This is a genomic window from Rhizobium terrae (genome assembly GCF_003425685.1).
GTDB classification, from domain to species: Bacteria; Pseudomonadota; Alphaproteobacteria; order Rhizobiales; family Rhizobiaceae; genus Neorhizobium; species Neorhizobium terrae.
Genome location: NZ_QJKM01000002.1, coordinates 455,578 through 478,529, shown reverse-complemented (window position 1 = coordinate 478,529; position 22,952 = coordinate 455,578). Strand labels below are relative to the sequence as shown.

The 22,952-nt window shown below is 60.8% G+C and carries 23 protein-coding genes; all 23 read left to right on the top strand.

All coding sequences use genetic code 11. The annotated features are described in order from the left end of the window. Nucleotides 1-295: 295 nt before the first annotated feature. The 23 genes from DMO26_RS05220 (at nucleotide 296) to folD (ending at nucleotide 22,805) form a co-directional block, all read left to right on the top strand. Entirely contained in the window at nucleotides 296-1,582 is a 1,287-nt protein-coding gene (locus tag DMO26_RS05220) for a flagellin N-terminal helical domain-containing protein (protein ID WP_117190939.1), read from the top strand. A 287-nt stretch (nucleotides 1,583-1,869) separates the two neighbouring features. Beyond that, nucleotides 1,870-2,508 (top strand): hypothetical protein, encoded by a 639-nt coding sequence (locus DMO26_RS05215; RefSeq protein WP_117190938.1) that lies wholly within the window; start codon nucleotides 1,870-1,872, stop codon nucleotides 2,506-2,508. Continuing rightward, nucleotides 2,505-3,830 carry a MotB family protein gene (locus DMO26_RS05210; protein WP_117190937.1) on the top strand — a complete coding sequence of 442 codons (1,326 nt, stop codon included), beginning with the start codon at nucleotides 2,505-2,507 and terminating at the stop codon, nucleotides 3,828-3,830. The genes DMO26_RS05215 and DMO26_RS05210 overlap by 4 nt, the downstream gene beginning before the upstream one ends. 2 nt (nucleotides 3,831-3,832) lie before the next feature. Beyond that, complete coding sequence (gene motC, locus DMO26_RS05205; protein ID WP_226951191.1) at nucleotides 3,833-5,107, top strand: chemotaxis protein MotC; 1,275 nt, start codon at nucleotides 3,833-3,835, stop codon at nucleotides 5,105-5,107. Continuing rightward, on the top strand, nucleotides 5,104-6,561 hold the full coding sequence (gene fliK / locus DMO26_RS05200) for a flagellar hook-length control protein FliK (RefSeq protein WP_117190936.1): 1,458 nt from the start codon (nucleotides 5,104-5,106) through the stop codon (nucleotides 6,559-6,561). The genes motC and fliK overlap by 4 nt, the downstream gene beginning before the upstream one ends. Nucleotides 6,562-6,688: 127 nt before the next feature. Further along, nucleotides 6,689-7,228 (top strand): transglycosylase SLT domain-containing protein, encoded by a 540-nt coding sequence (locus DMO26_RS05195; protein ID WP_117190935.1) that lies wholly within the window; start codon nucleotides 6,689-6,691, stop codon nucleotides 7,226-7,228. Between the two features lie 281 nt (nucleotides 7,229-7,509). Beyond that, the gene (rem, locus tag DMO26_RS05190) at nucleotides 7,510-8,181 is read left to right on the top strand and encodes a transcriptional activator Rem (RefSeq protein ID WP_117190934.1); all 672 of its coding nucleotides are present in this window, start codon (nucleotides 7,510-7,512) and stop codon (nucleotides 8,179-8,181) included. A 105-nt stretch (nucleotides 8,182-8,286) separates the two neighbouring features. After that, entirely contained in the window at nucleotides 8,287-9,588 is a 1,302-nt protein-coding gene (locus DMO26_RS05185; protein ID WP_117190933.1) for a flagellar hook protein FlgE, read from the top strand. Nucleotides 9,589-9,633: 45 nt separating this feature from the next. After that, a complete protein-coding gene (flgK, locus tag DMO26_RS05180) occupies nucleotides 9,634-11,148 on the top strand; it encodes a flagellar hook-associated protein FlgK (protein WP_117190932.1) in 1,515 nt (504 codons plus the stop codon). Nucleotides 11,149-11,150: 2 nt separating this feature from the next. Beyond that, on the top strand, nucleotides 11,151-12,254 hold the full coding sequence (locus DMO26_RS05175) for a flagellar hook-associated family protein (protein ID WP_117190931.1): 1,104 nt from the start codon (nucleotides 11,151-11,153) through the stop codon (nucleotides 12,252-12,254). A 34-nt stretch (nucleotides 12,255-12,288) separates the two neighbouring features. Continuing rightward, nucleotides 12,289-12,636, top strand: coding sequence for a flagellar biosynthesis regulator FlaF (gene flaF / locus DMO26_RS05170; RefSeq protein WP_117190930.1), 348 nt, complete (start codon nucleotides 12,289-12,291; stop codon nucleotides 12,634-12,636). Continuing rightward, the gene (gene flbT, locus DMO26_RS05165; RefSeq protein ID WP_117190929.1) at nucleotides 12,633-13,082 is read left to right on the top strand and encodes a flagellar biosynthesis repressor FlbT; all 450 of its coding nucleotides are present in this window, start codon (nucleotides 12,633-12,635) and stop codon (nucleotides 13,080-13,082) included. Before flaF ends, flbT begins: the two co-directional genes overlap by 4 nt. Continuing rightward, entirely contained in the window at nucleotides 13,073-13,558 is a 486-nt protein-coding gene (flgD, locus tag DMO26_RS05160; RefSeq protein WP_117190928.1) for a flagellar hook assembly protein FlgD, read from the top strand. The genes flbT and flgD overlap by 10 nt, the downstream gene beginning before the upstream one ends. A 28-nt stretch (nucleotides 13,559-13,586) precedes the next feature. Continuing rightward, complete coding sequence (fliQ, locus tag DMO26_RS05155) at nucleotides 13,587-13,853, top strand: flagellar biosynthesis protein FliQ (RefSeq protein WP_117190927.1); 267 nt, start codon at nucleotides 13,587-13,589, stop codon at nucleotides 13,851-13,853. Nucleotides 13,854-13,972: 119 nt separating this feature from the next. After that, a complete protein-coding gene (gene flhA / locus DMO26_RS05150; RefSeq protein ID WP_117190926.1) occupies nucleotides 13,973-16,060 on the top strand; it encodes a flagellar biosynthesis protein FlhA in 2,088 nt (695 codons plus the stop codon). 71 nt (nucleotides 16,061-16,131) lie between these two features. After that, the gene (gene fliR, locus DMO26_RS05145; RefSeq protein WP_117191054.1) at nucleotides 16,132-16,884 is read left to right on the top strand and encodes a flagellar biosynthetic protein FliR; all 753 of its coding nucleotides are present in this window, start codon (nucleotides 16,132-16,134) and stop codon (nucleotides 16,882-16,884) included. Between the two features lie 9 nt (nucleotides 16,885-16,893). After that, nucleotides 16,894-17,307 (top strand): hypothetical protein, encoded by a 414-nt coding sequence (locus DMO26_RS05140; RefSeq protein WP_117190925.1) that lies wholly within the window; start codon nucleotides 16,894-16,896, stop codon nucleotides 17,305-17,307. A gap of 213 nt (nucleotides 17,308-17,520) precedes the next feature. Then, the gene (locus DMO26_RS05135) at nucleotides 17,521-18,072 is read left to right on the top strand and encodes a rod-binding protein (RefSeq protein ID WP_117191053.1); all 552 of its coding nucleotides are present in this window, start codon (nucleotides 17,521-17,523) and stop codon (nucleotides 18,070-18,072) included. 25 nt (nucleotides 18,073-18,097) lie between these two features. Then, nucleotides 18,098-18,463: a hypothetical protein gene (locus DMO26_RS05130; protein ID WP_117191052.1), complete on the top strand. Its 366-nt coding sequence runs from the start codon at nucleotides 18,098-18,100 to the stop codon at nucleotides 18,461-18,463. Then, nucleotides 18,463-19,005 (top strand): hypothetical protein, encoded by a 543-nt coding sequence (locus DMO26_RS05125; protein ID WP_117190924.1) that lies wholly within the window; start codon nucleotides 18,463-18,465, stop codon nucleotides 19,003-19,005. The genes DMO26_RS05130 and DMO26_RS05125 overlap by 1 nt, the downstream gene beginning before the upstream one ends. A 197-nt stretch (nucleotides 19,006-19,202) precedes the next feature. Next, nucleotides 19,203-19,847, top strand: a complete 645-nt coding sequence (locus tag DMO26_RS05120; protein ID WP_117190923.1) for a hypothetical protein — start codon at nucleotides 19,203-19,205, stop codon at nucleotides 19,845-19,847. Nucleotides 19,848-20,120: 273 nt separating this feature from the next. Continuing rightward, nucleotides 20,121-21,791: a GumC domain-containing protein gene (locus tag DMO26_RS05115; RefSeq protein WP_162894717.1), complete on the top strand. Its 1,671-nt coding sequence runs from the start codon at nucleotides 20,121-20,123 to the stop codon at nucleotides 21,789-21,791. A gap of 114 nt (nucleotides 21,792-21,905) precedes the next feature. After that, complete coding sequence (gene folD, locus DMO26_RS05110) at nucleotides 21,906-22,805, top strand: bifunctional methylenetetrahydrofolate dehydrogenase/methenyltetrahydrofolate cyclohydrolase FolD (RefSeq protein ID WP_117190921.1); 900 nt, start codon at nucleotides 21,906-21,908, stop codon at nucleotides 22,803-22,805. Nucleotides 22,806-22,952 lie beyond the last annotated feature (147 nt).

The window sequence follows — 22,952 nt, the reverse complement described above, 5'->3', positions numbered from 1 at the left end:
GCTCTGACACGACAGCAATATTCAGGAAAGAAAACCGCGTCTCGAAAGAGGCGCGGTTTTTCGTTGTTGTGCCGTGGCTTGCGCGAAACCTGCACGATTACCGTATCTTGCCGTTAAGGCCCCATTAACGTCTTGCCAATCCGTAACTGCCTTTGATAACTGTCGCGTTAACGATTTGTTAAGAACGACAGGCCGCCGGCATCCTGGATGCATTGGGGCGGTAAGCATGATGCCTCTGGTCGTTTCCGGTCAACAACTCCGGATTCTTCAGATTATTTGACCGAAGGCACGGCCAATGACCAGTATTCTTACAAATATTGCCGCTATGGCGGCGCTGCAGACTTTGCGTTCGATCGACCGCGATATGGAAACGACGCAGGCGCGCGTTTCCTCGGGCATGCGTGTCCAGACTGCCGCCGACAATGCCGCTTATTGGTCGATCGCCACGACGATGCGTTCGGACAATCACGCCCTTTCGACGATCCAGGACGCTCTCGGCCTCGGCGCCGCGAAGGTCGATACCGCCTATACCGCGATGGAAAGCGCCATCGACACGGTCATGGAGATCAAGTCGAAGATCGTTGCCGCCTATGGCGTCGGCGCCAACCGCAACAAGATCCAGGAAGAAATAGCCCAGCTCCAGGAACAGCTGAAGAGCATTTCGGATTCAGCGACCTTCTCCGGCGAAAACTGGCTGCAGGATTATATCAGCGACGGTGGCACCAATGCCCAGGAACGTCCCGTCACCAAGCAGGTCGTCGCCTCGTTCACGCGAACCGCCTCGGGCGAGGTCGCCGTCAAGACCGTTGACTATAAGCTGGATTCCAAGACAGTCCTCTTCGACCTCAATGGCGGCAATCTCGGCATTCTCGACTCCTCGGTGGAGTTCGTCGCGGAGAACGAGACGGCCGTGACCGCCACGACCACGAACGGTACGAACGGTTCGACGGAGGCCTCGTACGCCGTTTCGTTCCTGAGCCAGAGCCAGCTGACGGCCCTCGGCACCGATGCGAACGCGGCAGACGCCCGCATCTACCAGGTCGGCGGCAATTTCTACCTGCAGGCGCTCGAGGGCGAGTGGGTGCAGGTCACGACGACTGACCCCGCAACGGCGCCCGCCGTGACGACGCCCGTACATCAGGTCGGTGCGACGAAATATTACTATGTGGTTAATGCGGCCAACAATCTCGACAATCGAAAGCTGGGTATCTCCGTCACGACGTTCGATATCGACAAGCTGGATGATCTCGCTACGAAGATGAACACCATGGTTCCGGGTTCCGCACCGAACAACGAGGCGGTCCTGGATATGCTGGAACGGTTCCTCGACAAGCAGCTCATGGCGATGACCAGCGCCGCGTCCAGCCTCGGTTCCATCCAGAAGCGCATCGATCTCCAGGAAAATTTCGTCGCTTCGCTGACGGACGTCATCGACAAGGGCGTCGGTCGCCTGGTCGACGCGGACATGAACGAGGAATCGACGCGGCTGAAGGCGCTCCAGACGCAGCAGCAGCTCGGCATCCAGTCGCTGCAGATCGCCAACACCAACGCGGAAAACATCCTTCAGCTCTTCCGGCAATAGTAAGCCGAGGCTTTCGATCGCGCGGCGGGGCCGGGCGTCCGGCCACCGCGTCAGGACTCCTGCCAAACCTGTGCACGTGATGCGATGCGGCATCTTCATCCTCGCACAAGTTTGACTTCCTACCGTTCCATTGCAGTCGGGCGAATATTGATCCGATCGCCTCGAGACGAATGAAAATGGCAACCTTATCGGGATGATGCGATGATGGCAGCGGCGAAATTTCGCGCCTTCGGCGGGTTCATGAAGAACTCCGCGCGGACGGCTGTGGCGGGGCAGGGAGCTCTCCGATGAGTGCTTCGCTTGCCCGCTACCTGAAGGATTTCAGCGAACCCGAGGCTGCTCCGATGCCGATGATGCCCGACGCCTTCGGCGGCGGCTTCGATGACGATCTGCTTCCGCCGGCGGTCGAGCAGACCGTCGACATCGAAGCGGAACGCGCCGAAGCCTATGCGAAGGGACACGAAGCGGCATCCGAGGAGTTGCAGCAGCGTTTCGATGAGGAGCGCCAGGCGCTTCTGGCGGCGCATTCCGGCGAGCTGGCAGCACTTCGCGAGAAATATGAAAACGAGGCTGCCGCTGTCATTGCCGGCCGGCTCGAAGAGATTGCCGGATTGACGGCTCAGGCGGTCAGCGATCAGACAGCGCGCATTCTGTCGCCGCTTGTCGACGAAGCGCTGGTTGCGAAGGCCGTCTCCGACATGGCGGACATCATTCGTGCGGCGATCCTCGAAGGTGATGTGGGAACGTTGACGGTGCGCGGTCCGCTGCATCTGTTCGAGAAGCTGAAAATCGCGCTTGGAGCCTCCACTCCGCTCCTGCGCCATATCGAAGCCCCCGACCTCGATATCGCGGTCGACATCGGTGAAACAGCGCTTGTGACCCGCATGTCGGCGTGGTCGGCGAGTCTGAAGAAGGTACTGGGATGAGTGAGGGCGAGAACCATCACCACGGCAAGAACGAGGTCATCATCGTCAAGAAACATGGCGGTGGGCATGACGACGGCCATCACGGCGGTGCATGGAAGATCGCCTATGCCGACTTCATGACCGCGATGATGGCCTTCTTTCTCGTGATGTGGCTGGTCAATGCCGCCAACGAGGAAACCAAGGCCTCGATGGCGAGCTACTTCAATCCGATCAAGCTCTCCGACGAAACGCCGGCGGAAAAAGGCCTCGAAAAGCCCGTGGATGCTGCCGAGGGCCAGGAAAACGGCGAACGATCGCGCGTCAAGGCGGATGGCGACGTCCAAGGTTCGGCCGCCGCAACGGGCGAGGACATGACGTCGACCTCCGGCGACGAGCCCAATTATTCCGAAGCCGATTTCTTCGAAAATCCCTATTCGGTGCTCGCCGAGATCGCCCAGGAAGTCGGGCAGCAGGCTAATGTCAGCGCCAAGGGCGAGGGCGGCGCCGCCGATTCCGGTCCGGCGACGGGAGCGGACGGCGGTCAGGCGTACCGCGACCCGTTCGATCCGGATTTCTGGACCAAACAGATGCAGGTGGCGCGCGCAAGCGGTCCCGAGCAGGCGGTGAAGACGCTCCCGAGCGATGATCCGCTGGCGCAGCTGGACCAGTCGTCGCAGATGCCGCGATCGACCGAGGCGCAGACGCAGCTGCAATCCAACGAACCGCCGCCCCTGACGCCGGCCCAGCTCGCGATGGCCATTCCGACGCCCCGTCCCGACCCGACGCAGCTCGACAAACCGACGCCTCCCGGCGGTCAGCAGGCCGACAAGGCGGCGAACCTCAACGGGCAGAAGCCCGAGGACGGTGCGAAGGCCGATCAGAAGGCCGCCGAGCAATTGCGCGAGGAGATCCAGCGGCAGATTTCCGGCGTGGCCGGCAAGCTGGCCGAAGGCCTGGTGGTGACGCCGGCCGAAGGCGGTCTGCTCGTGACGATCTCGGATCAGGCCGATGACGCGATGTTCAACATCGGCTCGGCGGTGCCGCGGCGGGAAATGGTGCTCGCCATGGAAAAGATCGGCCAGATCCTGAAAGAACGCAAGGGCAGCGTCGTCCTGCGCGGCCACACCGACGGCCGGCAGTTCAAAGGCACCGAAAACGATAACTGGCGGCTTTCGATGGCCCGTGCCCACAGCGCCTATTACATGCTGGTGCATGGCGGCCTGCTCGAAGGCCGCATCAAGCAGGTCTCGGGTTTCGCGGATAGGCGGCTGCAGGTGCCGAACGATCCGCTGGCGTCGGCAAACCGGCGCATCGAGATCCTGCTCCAGGCGGACGAGGGATAACCATGGCGCTGGCGGGCATACGGTCCCTGTTGATGGCCGGCCTCGTTTTCGGGGCCGCTTCCGCGCATCCGGCGCTGGCCCAGGATCGTGGCGATCTCGCGCCTTACGCAATGCTTCGCTCCCTGCAGTTCGTGCAGGATTCTGTCGTCCGCGGTGACCATTCGGCAGCGGAAATGCAGCGTTTCATGCTGGAGACGATCGATCAGCGGCTGAGAACCGCAGATCCGTCGGTCTTCGAAGATCCGCGCAACGTCGATGCCGCGCTCGTTTATGCGATGAGTGGCGGCAATCCGGGGACCCTGGAATATCTTGCCTCCCGCGACATAGCCGGGCACTTCGACAACCGCGTTGCCGATGCGCTGAGGAAATATCTGAATGGCAAGGGCACGCTGGTCGCCAAGACCCTGAGCGACATGGCGAAGGAATATCAGGACGAAAAGATCGGCCCCTATCTCGCGCTGGTGAGCGGCAACGTTTCGGTGGCGAAGGATCCGAAAAGTGCCCTGGTCTCCTACGACTGGGCTCGGCTGACGGCTCCAGGCACCATTATCGAGGAGGCCGCGCTGCGCCGCTCGGTGGCGATCACGGTCGATGCGAACATGGTTGGCCCGGCGCTCTCCTATTCCCGCAAATATGCCCGGCGTTTCATTCATTCGCCCTATGCAAGCCAGTTCGCAGATTTCTTCGTCCAGCTGGTCGTCGGGCATTTCGGCGAGATAACCGAGGACGACGTCGATGGCGCGCTGGAATTCATGGACGCCGACAGGCGCCGCGAAATTTTCCTGCGCATCGCGCGTTCAGCGGCTATCGCCGGCAAGAACGATCTTGCCCGCCTGATGTCCGGCAAGGCCGAAGCGCTCAAGGGAACGCCGACGCCGGAAGCGCTGGCGCGGCTCTATGGCGGCCTGGCCGGCATTCCCACCAAGGACGTCAACACCGCCGTGCAGGCGATCGACGACGTTCCAGACGAGATGCTGACGCCCCGCGACCGCGCTCTCAGGCAGGCGGCAAAAGCCATTGCCGAGCAAGTCGTTAGCCGGCCAACCGCCGACAGTTTCGCACAAGAAAAGCCTGTCAAGCTGACCAATACAGAAGGCGCGAAATCCCAAGTCGCGCCGCCCAGAAATGAGATCGCTGGGCCTGCCCCCGCCACGGAAAGTCCGATGGCCGGCACCGCTGCCAAATTCGATCCGGCCTTCCAGACATATGTCAACACTGGTCGTTCGCGGTTGAATGCTATCGATGAAATGCTGAAAGAAGAGAGCTCGTCCAAATGATTACCGACATTCTGGGTGGCAAGACCGGAGCTGCTGATGCCGCTTCGTCCGCGAAACAGGCCGTTGCCGGCCGCAAGGGCGCCGACGCGCCGTCCGGCGGTTTTTCGGATGCCCTTTCGAATTACGACCGCGATGCTTCCCCGCAATCGGACGATGTCGTGGACGATGAAGCGACGCCCTCTTCCGCAGAAGACCGCGTGGACGTGAATTCCAGGTCTTCCAGGCCGAAGCCGATCATCGACATCCGGCCCGAGTCTCTGCTGCGCCCCCAGGGAAAAACGGAAACCGCCGCCGAAGTGCAGGAACAGGCTGAGATACGACAGGGCCGGCACATGACGCCGGCGGAAAAGAAGCTTCGTGACGCGCTGATGGCGGCAAAGGCCGTCGCGCGCAAGTCGGACGAGCTTCACGAGAAGAACGCCGAGGCGAGCAAGAAGGTTCAGGAAGGCGAAGCCGACAGCGTCGACACGTCTATCCTCGCTGCTGACGATGCGAAGATCGCCGATGTTCTGTCGCTTCTGACCAGCGGCGAAGCTGTGCCCGCCGACATGAGCGGGATGATGCCGAAGAACGCTGCAGGCGCGTCAGCCAGACGCGATCGGGGCTCCGAGAACCAGGGCCGTGAGGCCGATTCTCTTTCCGTCAGCGACCCGAAGCGTTTCAGCCTTCTCGGCGGCACCGGGCCGGATCCGCTCGCGATGCCGGCCGATCCGGAGGCAGCCGTTCCCGACACGCAGAATTTCCGTTTCACCAACGCCCGCAATGAGAACCAGAGCGTCGACATGGCGATTGACGGCAGGGCCGGCGAGCGTGTGACCGCGGAATTCAAGCCTTCATCGAATGGCGGGGCGGAAAATGTGACCATCCTCGACTCCCGCCGGTTCCTGGGCCTTGCGCCGAATTCCAACGGCGCCAGCCTCACCGCCCTGATATCGGGTGATTCCGAATGGGCGGCCGCGATGCAGCCGAGCTCGGCCCTGTCCAACGCGGCCGCGCAGAGCAGCACCGGCACGGTGGTGAACATGCTCAAGCTGCAGATGAACCCGCATGATCTCGGTTCCGTGACTGCGACGCTGCGTCTGCATGGCGAAGAGCTGAACGTTCATCTGACCGTCGAGACACGTGCCGCCTACAGACAGCTCAGCGAGGACAGCGGTGGGATCATGGACGCGCTCCGCGCGCAGGGCTTCTCCGTTGACCAGGTGACGATCAGCATAGCGCCGACCGCCGATTCCGACGGTGCCGGCAACCAGCCGCAGGGCCAATCCGGCCAGGCGGGCCAGCAGGGCGCGGCTCAAGACGGCCGGCAGGGTTTTGCCGCCGGACGCGGACAGGAGCAGGCGGACGGCCGCCAGAAAGCAGATCAGGGCGCAAGGACGGCCAATGACTCGGTATCGGACAACACCCAGCAGCCGGGTTCTGGTAACGCTCGCCCTGGTCAGCTTTATCTCTGAGGCGCAGGCAGGATCGCTGTTCAGTCCCGGCGGATGGGGCGGATCGGCCGCCCTGCCGCCGACGGCAAGCCAGGTTTCTCCGCCGGTATCTCGGCAGGCGCCGCCCCGGACATCCCCGTCGGCAGCCGTGCGGCAGGTTTCCCGAGGTTCGGCGACTGCCGGCGTGCCGGTCAATGCCGGCGCCTGCGAACGCGAGATCCAGGCGGCGGCGGCCAAGTACGGCATACCGGAAGGCATTCTCTATTCTGTCGGCCTCACCGAGACCGGCCGCAAGGGAAGCCTCAGCCCCTACGCGATGAACGTGGAGGGGAAGGCCTATTTCCCGCCTTCGCAGCAGGCGGCGATGACGACTTTCCACGATGCCAGACAGCGTGGCATGAAGCTCATCGACATCGGCTGCATGCAGATCAACCACCATTTCCATGGCGAGAACTTCTCCTCGCCGGAAGAAATGTTCGACCCGAGGCACAACGTGGAATATGCGGCGAAGTTTCTTCGCAACCTACATGACAGGCATGAAACCTGGACGATGGCGGTAGCAAGATACCACGCCGGGCCGAACAACAACCCCGCGCAGAAGCAATATGTCTGCCGGGTGATCAGCAATCTGGTCGCTACAGGCTATGGGCAATGGACGTCCAACGCCGCCGGATTTTGCAAAAGTTAGACAACCTAGGATTTAAATCCGAATTTGAGGAATCGCAAAATTGCATTGTGACGCTTTGGCGGCACAAATTTGCAGCGCAAGCCCTCTTTTACGATGTGTTAATTTTTCCACCGAAAATTTGTGTGCCGGATTGGGTCAGCCACTACATCTAGTGCAAATCGCAGGCCAATCCTTAATCAACTATTAATTTGTTTGGTTAACTTCACACAGCTTGTCTCCGATTCCCGCGATTCGTACCCATAGAGCCATCGAGGCACCACAACTGATTCGGAGGCGGACGAATGATCGTAGTGGTTGATGAGCGTGAGCTCGTGAAAGACGGATACACATCTCTCTTTGGACGTGAAGGCATTCCTTCCACGGGATTTGATCCGAAAGAATTCGGCGAATGGGTGAACACGGCTGCTGACTCGGATATTGCCGCAGTCGAAGCTTTCCTCATCGGCCAGGGCGAGCGATCGCTCGAATTGCCGAGAGCCATTCGTGATCGGTCCATGGCACCGGTGATCGCGGTCAGCGATCAGCCATCCCTGGAGGCGACCCTTGCCTTCTTCGACTCGGGCGTCGACGACGTCGTTCGCAAGCCTGTTCATCCCCGCGAGATCCTGGCGCGTGCCGCTGCGATCCGTCGCCGGCTGAAGGCGATCTCGAACTATACCGATATCGGCGCGATCCGGGTTTTTTCCGACGGTCGTGATCCGGAAATCGAAGGCGAAGTCTTCGCCCTGCCGCGCCGCGAGCGCCGCATCCTCGAATATCTCGTCGCCAACCGCGGTCGCCGTGTGTCCAAGACCCAGATATTCAACGCCATCTATGGCATCTTCGACGAAGAAGTCGAAGAGAACGTCGTCGAAAGCCACATCAGCAAGCTGCGCAAGAAGCTGCGCAAGCGTCTCGGCTTCGATCCGGTCGATTCCAAGCGTTTCCTTGGCTATTGCATCGACTGGAGCTGATTTTCAGCTGGGCCTTGCCGCTTATTTTCAGCGGAAACGGAAAGCAGACAGCTTCACGCAAGGCCCGCCTCTTACTCTCTTCATCAGACAAAAAGGAGATTTCCTATGAGTATTTTCGGCACGATGAAGACGTCGGTCTCGGGTATGAATGCTCAGGCCAACCGTCTCGGCACCGTCGGCGACAACATCGCCAACTCGAGCACGGTCGGCTACAAGCGTTCCTCGACGGCGTTCTCCTCGTTGGTCCTGCCCTCCACTCAGGGTTCCTATTCGTCCGGCGGTGTCGAAACGAACGTTCGTTACAGCATCGCTGAACAGGGCGGCATCCAGTATACGACGTCGAATACCGATCTTGCGATCCAGGGCGAAGGCTTCTTTATCGTCAGCGACCTCAACGGCTCACCCTATCTGACCCGCGCCGGTGCCTTCCAGAAGGACTCCAACGGCTACCTCGTCAATACGGCCGGCTACCAGCTGATGGGTTATCCCTACGGCTCCAACCCGCCGGCTGCCGTCGTCAACGGCTTCAACGGCCTTGAAGCGATCAACATCAACGATTTCGGCCTGGTCTCGTCGCCGTCCAGCCAGGGCAGCTTCCCGGCGAACCTGGACAAGCGGGCCGATCCGGTCACGGTCGCCGCGAATCTGCCGGGCGCCAACAACGCAACGGCGGTCATCGGCAACAAGAGCTCGCTCACCGCTTACGACCATGCCGGTGGCAAGGTTCTGTACGACTTCTATTATACCAAGACGGGTACGAATACCTGGGAAGTCGCGGTTTACCGCCAGGATCAGTCCACCAATGGTGGTTTCCCCTATGCGGCCACGGCCGATGCACCGACCCTCGTCCAGCAGAAGGTCACACTGACATTTGATCCGAACACCAACAAACTGAAGACGACGGCTCCGGCTTCGGCGAATTCGATCACCATCACCGACCAGAACGACGGTGCGACCCCGGCGCAGACGATCACGATCGACATGTCGGACATGACGCAATTCTCCAGCGACTTCACGCCGGGCAAGGGTATTATCGACGGCAATGCGCCGAGCCCGATCACGGACGTCGAAATCGGCGGAGACGGTTTGGTCACGGCGGTCTACCAGGACGGCGGGCGCCGACCGATCTACCAGGTCGCTCTCGCCACCGTTCCTGCGATCGATAAGCTGAAGCCCCAGAACGGCAACGCTTATCTGCCGACGAATGACTCGGGTGTCGTCACCATCGGCTTCCCGCAGTCGGGTGCCTTCGGTCAGGTTTATTCCGGCGCATTGGAAAGCTCCAACGTCGATATCGCCAGCGAGTTGACCGAGATGATCGAATCCCAGCGCGTCTACACCGCGAACTCCAAGGTCTTCCAGACCGGCTCCGATCTGATGGATGTTCTCATCAACCTGAAGAGATAATCGCCAGGACAATCGAGAGAATAAGTCTCAAGAGGTTAGTAAAAGATGTCGCTTTCATCCGCATTGTCTACGGCCCAGTCGATCTTCACCAATTCCGGCACCCAGTCGGCTGTGGTCTCGAAGAACATCGCCAATGCGCAGAACCCGGATTATGTCCGCCGTTCCGCGCCGGTCATCACGGGCGGCAATGGCGCGATCATCGACGACATCGTACGATCCAGCAATTCTCCGCTGCTGCGCCAGACCATCGAGAGCACCGGGATCGCCAGCGGCCAGCGGACGCTGCTCGACGGCCTCACCGAAATCAAGAACCTGATGGGGGGGAACGACAACGAATTCTCCCCCGCCAAGCTGATCGCGGCTTTCCGCAACGACATGGAAACCTTCGCCTCAAAGGCGAACGATACCGGCATCGGCATTGCGGTGATTTCCAGCGCCCAGGACCTGGCTTCGACCCTGAACACAACGGCCGACAAGCTTCAGCAGATCCGCAAGGACGCGGACGACCAGATCAAGCAGAACGTCAACGACCTGAATGCCCTGCTCTCCAAGTTCGAGCAGGTCAACAACCAGGTCAAGAACGCCACCGCGAGCGGTGCCGATCCCAACGACGCGCTCGACGAGCGCGAAGGGCTTGTCAAGAAAATCTCCGAAATCGTCGGCGTGACATCCTACACCCGCGGCGACAACGACATGGTCCTCTACACCTCGGACGGGGTGACGCTGTTCGAAACGGTGCCGCGCAAGGTCACGTTCCAGCCGACGGCCGCGTTCGATGCCTCGACGACAGGCAATGGCGTCTATATCGACGGCGTCCCGTTAAAGGCCGGCGATGCGGCCAACACGACCGCCAAGGGCTCGCTACAGGCCTATATGCAGCTGCGCGACAAGGTTGCGCCTACCTTCCAGAAGCAGCTCGACGAAATCGCCCGCGGCCTGATCACCGCCTTTGCGGAAACCGGCCCTGCGAGTTCGCCGCAGACGCCGAGGACCGGCCTCTTTACCTATAAGGACGCTTCGGGTGTTCAGCAGACGGCCGTCCCGTCGCAGACGGGTACCGATACGAACGCCGACGGCAAGCCGGATCCGGGTTCGCTTCTGGTCCCGGGTCTTGCGTCCCGGATCTTCGTCAACCCGGTCGTCGTCCCTCCGGCAGGCACCCCCGACAAGCTGCGCGATGGCGGCATCAACGGCGCCGCCTATGTGGTCAATACCGGCGGTTCGAGCTACGGCGAACTGCTCGACAAATATAACGAAAATCTTGAATCTCCGATGGTTTTCGACAGCCTGACGGAAATCGCGGACGCGCCGGATCTCGTATCGCTTGCATCCGACTCCATGGGTTGGCTCGAACAGCTTCGCAGCACGGCAACGTCTGCGGACGAGGTGAAGACAGCATTGCTGACCCGCACGCTGGAAGCCTATTCCAGCACGACGGGCGTCAGCCTCGACGAGGAACTGTCGCTGCTGCTCGACATCGAGCAGTCCTACAAGGCGGGCGCCAAGCTGATGTCGACCGTCGATGATATGATGAAAGCCCTTTTGGAAATTGCGAGCTGATCATGAAGACCTCCTTCATTTCCTCACTATCCATTCAAACCACGATGCGAAATTCGATCGCAGGCGTGCAGCGCGAAATGGTCAAGGCGAACCAGGAAGCGGTTACCCAGAAACATGCGGACCTGGGTGTCACGCTCGGCGCCAACACGTCGCGCGCGCTCGATCTTTCCCGCGACATCACCCGTATCAACTCGCTCCTGAGCACCGCGGCACTGGCAACCCAGCGCCTCGAAAGCGCCGAGCTTTCGTTGAAGAACATGAACGACCTCGGCCTCACCATCCAGAGCGCCATCCTGACGCTTGGATCCTCCGCCGATGAGACGAACCTCGAGACGGCGCGCAAGGCGATGAGCGACGCACTCGACTCCTTCACGACTTTCGCCAATACTGCGGTTCAGGGCGAATATATTTTCGCCGGCATCAATTCCGACGTGAAGCCGATGGAGGATTATTTCGCCCCCGGTTCGCCGGCAAAGGCAGCGTTCGATGCGGAGCTGAATCACTACGTGTCGACGAACGGCATCGGCAGCGTTGCCGCGATGACCGGTACCCAGATGAACGACTTCCTCGACAAACTCGAGGCGAAGTTCAACGGCTCATCGACGGTCACCTCTCCGCCGCATTCGGCGGCAGTCGCGGGCCAGGACTTCTGGACGGCCTTCTTCTCGGATGCCAGCGACGAAAACATGAAGTCGCGCATCAGCCCGACCGAAGTGATCGACAGCTCGACCAATGCGAACAGCCTGGGCATGCGCAACTTCGCCTTCGCCTCGATCGTCTCGATGGAACTCCTGAAGGGCAACATGACCCAGGATGCCCGTTCGGCGGTTGCTACCCGGACGACCTCGGTCATCAACAAGGCGATGAACGGCGTCGATAGCCTCAAGCAGCAGCGGACCACCGTCGGCATCGCGACCGAACGGACATCCAAGGCTGAGGAAAGGTTGCAGGCGCAGGAAGATATCCTGACGAAAAGCCTCGGCAGCATGGAGAACGTCGATCCGGAAGAGGCGGCAACCCGCCTCAATACGATGAAGACGCTTCTCGAAACCGCATATACCGTAACGGCAAAGATACAGCAGCTGAGCCTAGCCAACTACCTTTGATGACTAAAGGTAGGCTCATGAAGAGGATACATGAATGTACCAATTTTCATATGCCGAGATCATGGAAGACGGCGTTGCCAACGCCAAGGATCGTGAGCGGCAGGCCCTTGATCGCTCCATCGAGCTCATGGCAGCGGCTCGCGACGAGGGCAACTATACGCGCACCACGGTCGAGGCCCTCTTCTATACCCGGCGCGTATGGATCCGGTTCATCGAGGATCTGAAGCAACCGGACAACGAGTTGGCCAACGAACTGCGTGCCGACCTGATTTCGATCGCTATCTGGATACTGAAGGAATGCGAGAAGATCAGGAAACGTGAGTCGACGAATTTCCAGGGCATCATCGACGTGACCACCATCATCAGGGATGGACTTAAATGAAAAGTACGCTTCGCATCTCTTTGAAATCCGGCGAGCGGATCTTCATCAACGGCGCAGTCCTGCGCGTTGATCGCAAGGTCGCGCTGGAATTTCTCAACGACGTCACGTTCCTTCTGGAAAACCATGTTCTTCAGCCTGAGGATGCGACAACGCCGCTTCGGCAGTTGTACTTCATCGCCCAGATGATGCTGATCAATCCCGACGGCAAGGAACAGTCGATGGCGCTGTTCCGCAAGTCCGTCGCCATGCTGCTCACCTGCTTCCACGACGACGAGGTGCTGGCGGAACTGAAGCGGATTGACGGCATGGTCGCCTCAGGCCGTGCTTTCGACGCGCTGAAGGCGATCCGGGCTCTCTATCCTGTCGAAGACCGCATTCTGAACAATCAGGAGCTCGCTCCGGCGACCGTCGAGCGCATTCGCAAGGAGATTGCACCATGGCGGTAGATCCTATCACGTCGGCGGCCGCCAACCCTTGGGCGAACGCCGGTGCGTCGAACAGCGCTGCCAACAATGCCAGCTTGAACTACAACAACTTCCTGCAGCTCCTCATCGCGCAGATGAAATATCAGGATCCGACCGATCCGATGGATGCGAGCGAGCAGATTTCCCAGCTTGCGACCTTCTCGCAGGTGGAGCAGTCCGTTCAGACGAACACGCACCTGAAGAGCATGCTGCAGGCGGAAGCCCTGACCCGCGCGACCGATCTCATCGGCAAATACGTCAAGAGTGCCGACGACACCCTTGCCGGCAAGGTCAAGGAAGTCGAAGTCTATTCGGATGGCGTCGTCGCCATTACCGAAGCCAACGACAAGATCCTGCTGCAGGCCGGCGTGGTATTTTCGGATACGCCATTGACGCCCGGCAAGCCCGAGGACAAAGACAGCTCGACTGACGGCGGCGATAGTTCTAAAGATACTTGATCTGCCAGATGCGAATCGGACGAACGCCATGAATGAAGCCGATGCCCTCGATATCATGCAGGCGGCGATCTGGACCGTGCTGATCTCCTCCGGTCCGGCGGTCCTCGTGGCCATGGTCGTCGGCGTGGTCATCGCCTTTATCCAGGCGCTGACGCAGATCCAGGAAATGACCCTCACCTTCGTTCCGAAAATCGTGGCGATCATGATCACGATCGGGATTACCGCGCCGTTCATCGGCAGCCAGATCAATCTTTTTGCCAATCTGGTCTTTTCGCGGGTGCAATCGGGTTTCTGACCCGTTGCGGCCCGCGTCGCTTTTCCTTCCCCATTTTCGCGCAAGCTTCGGCGTTTAGTCAGGATCGTGAACTGGCAGGAGTTCCTCCTGCCGCCATCTCATGAAGAGACGGAAGATCCATGGCGCAACCACCTGCATTATCCATCCCTAAGGTCGCACCGAGCGGCCGCGATATCGGCTTCGCAGCCGGCATCGTCGCCATTCTCTGTATCCTGTTCCTGCCCATCCCGCCGTTCCTGATCGATATCGGGCTTGCCTTCTCGATCGCGTTTTCGGTGCTGATCCTGATGGTGGCGCTGTGGATCCAGCGGCCTCTGGATTTCTCGTCCTTCCCGACCATCCTGCTGATTGCGACCATGGTGCGATTGTCGCTTAACATCGCGACGACCCGCGTGATCCTGTCGCACGGCCACCAGGGCCACGATGCGGCGGGCGGTGTGATCGCCGGCTTCTCGGGCCTGGTGATGTCGGGCGATTTCGTGATCGGCGTGATCGTCTTCATGATCCTGGTGACGGTCAACTTCATCGTCATCACCAAAGGCGCCACGCGTATCGCGGAAGTCGGCGCCCGTTTCACTCTCGACGCCATCCCCGGCAAGCAGATGTCGATCGACGCGGATCTTTCCGCCGGCATCATCGACGAGAAGGAAGCCCAGCGCCGCCGTTCCGAGCTCGAGGAGGAAAGCTCCTTCTTCGGGGCGATGGACGGTGCGTCGAAATTCGTTCGCGGCGATGCGATCGCTGGCCTCATCATCACCGCCATCAACGTCTTCGGCGGCATCATCATCGGATATTTCCGCCATGGCATGCCAATCGGCGAAGCGGCCGACGTCTTCGTCAAGCTGTCGGTCGGCGACGGTATCGTCTCGCAGATCCCGGCCCTTATCGTTTCGCTCGCCGCCGGCCTTCTGGTCACCCGTGGCGGCACGTCTGGCTCGACCGACAAGGCCGTCATCGACCAGCTCGGCGGTTATCCCCGCGCGCTTTCGATGGCCGCGGGCCTCATGGGCCTTCTCGCGATCATTCCGGGCCTGCCCTTCCTGCCGTTCGTGGCGCTCGGCGGCCTGATGGGCTTCGGCGCCTGGCTCGTGCCGCGCCGCATCGAGGCCGAAAACAAGGCTCGTCGCGAGGACGAGGAAAAGAAGGTCGTCCAGACCAAGGAAGCGGAAAAGGATTCGGTCAAGTCGGTCCTCAAGACCGCCGAGATCGAGCTCGCGCTCGGCAAGCAGGTCTCGACCCGTCTGCTCGGCGCGCATCAGGAGCTTGCCTTCCGCGTCGGCAAGATGCGCAAGAAGTTTGCGACCCAGTACGGTTTCGTGGTGCCGGAAATCAAGGTGTCCGACGACATCGCCATCCCGGAAAAGTCCTATGGCATCCGCATCCACGGCACGACGATCGCCTCGAACACGCTGCGCGTCGGCGACGTTCTCGTCGTTACCGGTTCCGGCCGCAAGCCGAGCATTCCGGGCGACGAAATCCGCGAACCCGCTTTCGGCATGCCGGCGGTCTCGATCCTCGAGACCTTCGCGGAAGACCTGAAGCGCGAAGGCTTCCATCCGATCGACAACGTCTCGGTCGTGCTGACGCATCTTTCGGAGGTCATCCGCAACAACCTGCCGCAGCTTCTGTCCTACAAGGACGTGAAGATCCTCATCGAGCGTCTCGATCCGGAATACAAGAAGCTCGCCGACGAAATCTGCTCGTCGCACATGTCCTATTCGGGCCTGCAGGCCGTCCTGAAACTGTTGCTCGCCGAGCGCGTCTCGATCCGTAACCTGCATCTCATCCTGGAAGCGGTGGCTGAACTCGCGCCGCATGTCCGCAAGACCGAGCAGATCGTCGAGCATGTTCGCGTTCGCATGTCGCAGCAGCTCTGCGGCGATCTTGCCGACAACGGCGTGCTGCGCGTCCTGCGCCTCGGCAACAAGTGGGACATGCTGTTCCACCAGGCGCTGAAGCGCGACAACAAGGGCGAAGTGATCGAGTTCGACATCGATCCGCGCACGCTGGAAGAGTTCAGCGAACAGGCGACCAAGGTCATCCGCGAATTCATGGATCGCGGCCTGCCTTTCGTTCTCGTCACGTCGCCCGAAACACGCTCCTACGTGCGCATGATCATCGAGCGGTTGTTCGCGACGCTGCCGGTCCTCTCGCATGTGGAGCTTGCAAAGGGTCTGGAAATCAAGATCCTCGGCGCGATTTCGTGATGGATATCTCGGGGCCGAAATGGAATTCGGCCCTGAAACGCACTAGACTGTCCGCAAAGGACGATTCTCACATGATCACCGACCCGCAGGGGACCATCCTCGCACTCTTCCTTGCGTTCTGCCGCATGGGCGGGTGCGTGATGATGCTTCCGGGCTTCGGAAGCGGTCGCCTGCCGCCGCAGATCAGGCTTTTTGCGGCCGTTGCCATCTCCATGGGGGTTCTGCCGGTTCTGTGGGACCTGATCTATCCCAAGGCGTCGGCGCCCGGCGCCACCTATATCGCGCTCATCTTCACCGAAACCCTGATCGGCATCGTCTATGGCCTGATCGCCCGGCTCTATACGCTCGGCATGCAGTTCGCCGGCACCATCCTCGCCATGTCGATCGGCTTCACCGCTCCCGGCGGCCATGACGTCGTGGAGGACGCCACCGAAAACGCCCTCACCAACTTGTTGACGCTGACCGGCCTTCTGCTCCTGTTCATGATGGATTTCCACCATGTCGTTCTCCGCGCCCTCGTCGAATCCTACGCGGCGACCCCGGTCGGCGCGGTGATCGATTCGCAGAAGATGCTGATCACGCTGACGGATACGTTGCGCGCATCGACCATGATCATGCTGAGGCTCGCAAGTCCTTTCCTGATCTACGGCCTGATGTTCAACGTTGCGATCGGTCTCGTCAACAAGCTCGCGCCGCAGATACCGATCTTCTTCATCTCGACGCCCTTTCTGATCATGGGTGGGCTTTTCCTCATGTATCTGTCGATCGCCGCGCTCGTCCGCCAGTATGCGGATGGTTTTGCGCCGATCTTCACGTCCTTCTAAGGGGGCCGAATGGCAGCTCCGGTCAAAAGGTCAGACAAGCTCAAGCGCCTGGTCGCGGTCCAGCGCCATCTGGAGAAGATGGCGGAGCACGAGCTGGCCGCCACCACGCGTTATCGCGCCGAGGTCAATCAGTCGATGGAAGAGGTCATCGACGCGATCGGTTCGATGAACCCGATCCACCGGCAGTTCTCGCAGCAGTATGCGGAACGTTTCGGTCGCCTGACGACCAAGGAGAAGCAGCTCGCCGGCGTCCAGCAGCTCCAGGAAATGAAGGTCCTGAAGGAGCGGACCAAGGGGGATCGCCTGGAGGAGAACATGAAGGTAGCCCGTGAGCACGAAGACCGCGAGGTGGCCGACAATTCCATTTATGAGCTCATCGAAATCACGCTGGCCCTGCAGATCGCCGATTCCGCCAGGGACTGAGGCCGCCGCAAGAGCGTCTGCGGATCGTTCAAGTGCCGTTAGACGATCCGCATGAACTGGCCAGCCTCCAGCAAGCTTCGAAGGTCATAGTCCCGTCATCGCACTGACCGCCCGGCTCGAATCGTGCTGCAAGGTTCATGTGCCATTTCAAACTGTTGCCGTATGCTCAAGTCCTTCGCGGATGCGGATGCGGCGCTTGTGAAAGGAATTGACGTGGCGATTTCACCTCCGAGCGATCTGGTTCTGGATGTCGTCCGTGCCGCGGATCCCACCGCCGTGCAGGAGGCCCAGGCCAAGCTGAAGGCGAGCAAGGCGGCTTTCGCTGCGACCAGCCTTGCCGAATCCGGCAAGGGTTTCGGTGCCGCCATGAACCTCATCGACCAGCCGGCGACAAAGGCAGGTCTCGGCAATGCGGAGACCCCGAAGAAGATTGCCGAGATGCCGGACGAGTACCGCAAGTTCGAAGCTTCGATCCTGCAGAACTTCGTCAATTCCATGCTCCCCAAGGAAACCGAGGAAATCTACGGCAAGGGTTCGGCCGGTGAGTTCTGGAAGAGCATGATGGCTGAAAAAATCGCCGACGAAATGTCCAAGAAGGGCGGCGTCGGCATCGCGGAACAGATGTATTCGCAGGCGCTCAACAGGATCGAGCGCCAGGGCGAGATCAACGCCAGCACCGATGAAACCGACCGCAGCCGCGCAATGAGCATGATTACCGACTTCGAACGCCAGGTTCTCGGCGTCGGCAAGAAGAATGAGGCCTGATATGATTCAGACTGGGGCAGAAAATATGGAAGTTGTTTCGAATGATTATCGCATCAAGACCGTGCTCGGCCGGCTGGAGATGATAATCGACAACGAAAATCAGCGGATCGGTCGCGATCCCGAATTCGATCTCAAGGTTTCGAACGCTCACAAGAGCCGCTGCCTTTATGAACTGACCATGCTGTTCCGCGGCACCGATCCGAAGGAACTCGCCATCGGCTATATCGATCAGATGCATGGCCTGAAAGACAAGCTGGCGCTGAACGCCCGCCGGGTGGAGGCGCATCTGCATGCGGTCCGCGCCGTGGCCGATCTCCTGAAGAATGCCGCCCGCGATGCGGATGGTGACGGCACCTACACTCAGGAACAGTTCACCTACGGCGAAGTCTGATGATCAAGCTCCTTCTTACAGGTCTTTGGGTCTGCGTCGTCACGCTGGGCGCGGTCTATGCCTCCGTCCAGATGAACAAGCCGGCGCCGCCGGTCGACGAGGAGGCCAAGAAGAAGGAGATGCAGGAACTGGTGCGGGGTGAATCGATCACCGTGCCGGTCCTTTCGAACGGTGCCATCACCGGTTATTTCCTGAGCCGCATTTCCTTCATGATGGACAAGGAGAAGATCAAGGGCGTCAAGCTTCCCATGACGGAACTGACGACCGACGAGCTCTTCACGCTGCTGATCGGCAACAAGATGGTCGATCTCAGCAAGCCCGGCGCGTTCGAGCTGGAGAAATTCCGGTCGAGCATCAAGGACAGCCTGAACAGGAAGCTGGGTGACGGTCTGGTCGCCGAGGTCCTGGTCGAGCAGCTCGACTATCTCTCGAAGGAGGACATCCGCAACAACGCCTCACGCGGCAACAAGAACCCCAATCCCGGTCAGAAGATCGTCGAGGGCGTCAAGATCGAGGAGGCGCCGAAGTCGTCGGGGCACTGATGCCGGCGCAAGCCCGAACATCTGCCGAAGCCGGCCCGGTGGCCGGCTTTTTTGCGTCGGAAAATCCCGGAAATGTACGGATCGCTCGTATTTTAGCGATCGATTTAAACGGGGTTTCAGAGCGTGCTGCTAAGGCTTTGCGAAGATGTTCGTCCCCCATGGGCGAACGCAGTTCGTCCCTTGGGTGGAGCGTATCGATGAACGCATCCGGAGAATTCCTCGTATCGGATCAGCCGCCTACGCTGTTCGGCCAGCGCCTTTGCGATCTCGGCTGGAACGCAGCACTCGGCCTTGCCGAGGGAATGATCTCGCTGCGCGGCAACCGCACGACGCTGTCCTTCTTCGATGAACGCTCGATCCTGCGCCAGGCGCTCGATCTCGGCTATCGGGACCAGCTGAGCCGTCGCCTGTTGCTGCCCGGCGGTGGACGCGCGTTCGGCCTTCTTGCAAGACTGCTGCGCCCGCAATCCCCCTCTGTCCGCTATGCGGCAAAAACCTTCATACCCTCGCTGCTGACCTTCCTGGAAAGAAAACATCGGATCGGCATCGCCGGCGAAGACGCCGGGCGGATCGAGGCCCTGAGCGAGCACCTTGCCCGTCACGCGCCATGGCATGAGGTGGTGGCGATCCACCCCGACCAGGAAATCTCGCGCCGTTTCGACCTGGTGATCGTCGATGCGAAGAACCTCGCCCAGGAAAGGCGGATCGAGCGCCGCCTGTCGTCCGTCCGCACCGGGCTGGTCGTGATGGCGGGATCGGGTCTTTCCGCGATCATGCCGGAAAAGCCGGCGCATCACGCACCGAAAGCCAGGATAGGTTCGCCCCGACCGTCTTTCGCATAAGCGCGCGGCAGATTTTTCAGCTTCCCGTCTGGCCCTGAGGCCGTTGTTTTGAAGGCATTTGCCGCAAAACGGCCGCCGGCGCCCGCTCTGCCCATCGGGAATTAACGTTTTCTTTGCCATGAAAATTTAGACTGCGTTCATCAGTCGCTGCCTGCGGGATGCGGGCAGCTCGGGCATTGCGGTCATCCCATGTATCATTCGGCAGAATTCGAGAGGGATTTGCATCGGAAACCGGTCGCTCCGCGCACCGGAGCCCTTTCGGCGTTCGCGGGAATGCGCTCAGCCATCATCAAGGTCAGTATCCTGACCTTGGCCGGAGGCGCGCTGCCGCTGCTGTTCAGCGATTCGGTTCCGCAGAAGTTCAATGCGGAAGTCCGCCTCAAGGTCGATGCCAGCGAAAGTGCCGTGAACGATGCCGCCGCCCTGCTGCGCTCGAAAGCCAATCTCGACAATCTCGTCCGCGCGCTGAACCTCGGCGCGGGCAGCGAATTTGCGGTCGATCGGCCGACCGCCGTCCGGGTCGTATCCGACATCGTCTCCGGCCAGGAAATGACCGTGACCCAGGCCGAAAGCCGGCTTCGCGAGCGCCTCTCCCAGGCGATCGCCGTCACCTATGATCGCACGGCGCGCCAGGCGGTGATTTCCGTCGCGGCGGCGAGGGCGGACGAGGCGGCGCAGATCGCCAACATGCTCGGCGATACGTTCCGCGACGAAGTCGTCCTGTCGGGTGCGGGCGCGTCGCAGCCGGTGGTGGAGAAGCTGCGCCAGACATTGGAGCATGCCGAAGCCGCGCTTTCCGGTTTCATGGCCGAGACGGATGAACACAAGCTCGCGGAGCTCCGCCGGTCGGAAGAGGAGGATCAGCAGCGCACAATCGAAATCGCCGAAGCCGAGGCGCAGCTCACGGAGCTGAGGCAGAAATCCGCCCAGGCTTCGGCCCTCAAGCTCGCCGACGTGCTGGCTAAACCCCTGCCGGACAGCCTGGAATATACCGGGCTCGATTATCAACGGCAGAGACATGTCGAGGCGAAGCTGCTGGTCGACCAGCTCTCCGGCAATCTGGGCCCGCGCCATCCGAAGCTCCTGGCCGCGCAGGCTGCGCTCGAAGACGTGCGCAACGACATTCAGGATGCGCTGAAGCAGCTCGTCACGTCGCTTCGGCAGCAGGAAGGCGCCGCTGCGAAGCGCCTGGCCGAGATCAAGGCGAAGCAGCGGGCGAAACCGGACGACAAGGAGATCGCCGATTCCGCCGCGCGGCTGAAGATGCTGGAGGCGGCCGTCGGGGAGGCGCGGGAGAATTATCTCGAAGCGCTGCATCGCGCCGATACGGGACCGAAGACGTCCGCCGTCAAGGTCGACATCGTGGCACCCGCGACTGCAGCCGGTGCGCAGCCCGTCGGTCCGTCGTTTGTCGAAATCTCCGGCGGTGGCGCGATGATCGGCTTCTTCCTCGGTGCGGCTCTTGCCTTCTTCACCCGTCGGAAGCCGTTGCGCGAGCCGGAAATAAACGAGATCGAACATGCCGCGGATGGACCCGAGGCGCTCGCTCCCCACTGGCAGGAAGGCTTTTCCGAGCAGGCCGGTGAGTTCGGCGACCGCCACGAGCCTGCCCGCTATGAACCGATCTATGACGAAGACGACTATCGCCGGCAGCAGCCGCTGCAGGCTCGTTATCCCGCTCCCGCCAACGACACGCCCTTCGGCGACCACATCCGCGACATGCTGATGGCCAATCGTCGCCCGGCCCAGGACGCCGGCCTTCCTCCGCTGGTCGCCGCAGTAATCTCCGGCCGCGTCTCCCAGACGCCCGCTTATGCCGTGCCGCACGTCTCCGAGGAGGAGAAACGCAGAGCCGAAGAGGTCCGCCAGCTGCGCCGCCACATGGCGGAATTGCGCGAGCGCATCGAAGTTTATTCCGCTAGCCGTAGCAACGGCCGAAGATAAATAGCTGCGACATCGAATCCGCTTGCTTTTGCCGCCCATCGCCAGCATAGGCTTTGGCGGCAAGTTCGGCATGTCTATGTATACATGAGCAGCAGTTTTAAGCGGGAGGTGCGCGTGGCTGTAGTGATCGATGGGAAAGAGGCGGCGGCATCCGTCATCGCAGCCGTGACCGAAGCGGCCGGTTCTCTGGAAAGGGAAACAGGCGTGAAGCCGGGGCTTGCGGTCGTCATCGTGGGCGATGATCCGGCAAGCCATGCCTATGTCAATTCCAAGAGCAAGATGGCCAAGCAGTGCGGCTTCAATTCGATCCAGCACAGCCTGCCCGAGGATACCACGCAGGAAACGCTGGAAAAGCTGGTTGCGGAGCTGAATGCCGATCCGGCCGTCCACGGCATCCTCGTGCAGCTGCCGCTGCCGAAGCACCTGAATGCCGAACCCGTCATTCTGTCCGTTTCTCCCGAGAAGGACGTTGATGGCCTGCATGTCGTCAATGCCGGTAAGATCGCCACCGGCGACCTTGCGACGGGTCTCATCTCCTGCACCCCGGCCGGTGCCATGCTGCTGGTGAAGCGTATACATGGCGAGGACCTGTCCGGTCTGAATGCGGTCGTCATCGGCCGCTCCAATCTGTTCGGCAAGCCGATGGGCCTGCTGCTGCTTGCCGCCAATGCGACCGTCACCATGGCGCATTCGAAGACGAAGGATCTTGCCGCAGTCTGCCGCAATGCCGATATCCTGGTCGCTGCCGTCGGCCGCCCGCAGATGGTCAAGGCCGATTGGGTGAAGCCCGGCGCGACGGTCGTCGACGTCGGCATCAACCGCGTTCCGGCGCCCGACAAGGGCGAGGGCAAGAGCCGGCTCGTTGGCGACGTCGCCTATGCTGAAGCAGCAGAAGTCGCGGGCGCGATCACGCCGGTCCCGGGCGGCGTCGGCCCCATGACGATCGCCATGCTGATGGCCAACACGGTGATCGCCGCCCATCGCACCGCCGGCAAAAACGCCCCGAGATTCTAATCCCCGATTCCGATCCTTTTCGGACGGATTTTTTCATTTGTTCCACGTCGCTTCCGGAGGGGTTGACTCCTCCGGCAGAGCGTTAAATCTCTTCCCATGTTGCAAACTCCCGGCGAGCTAAAAAGCCGGGACAACGGGAGGATGATT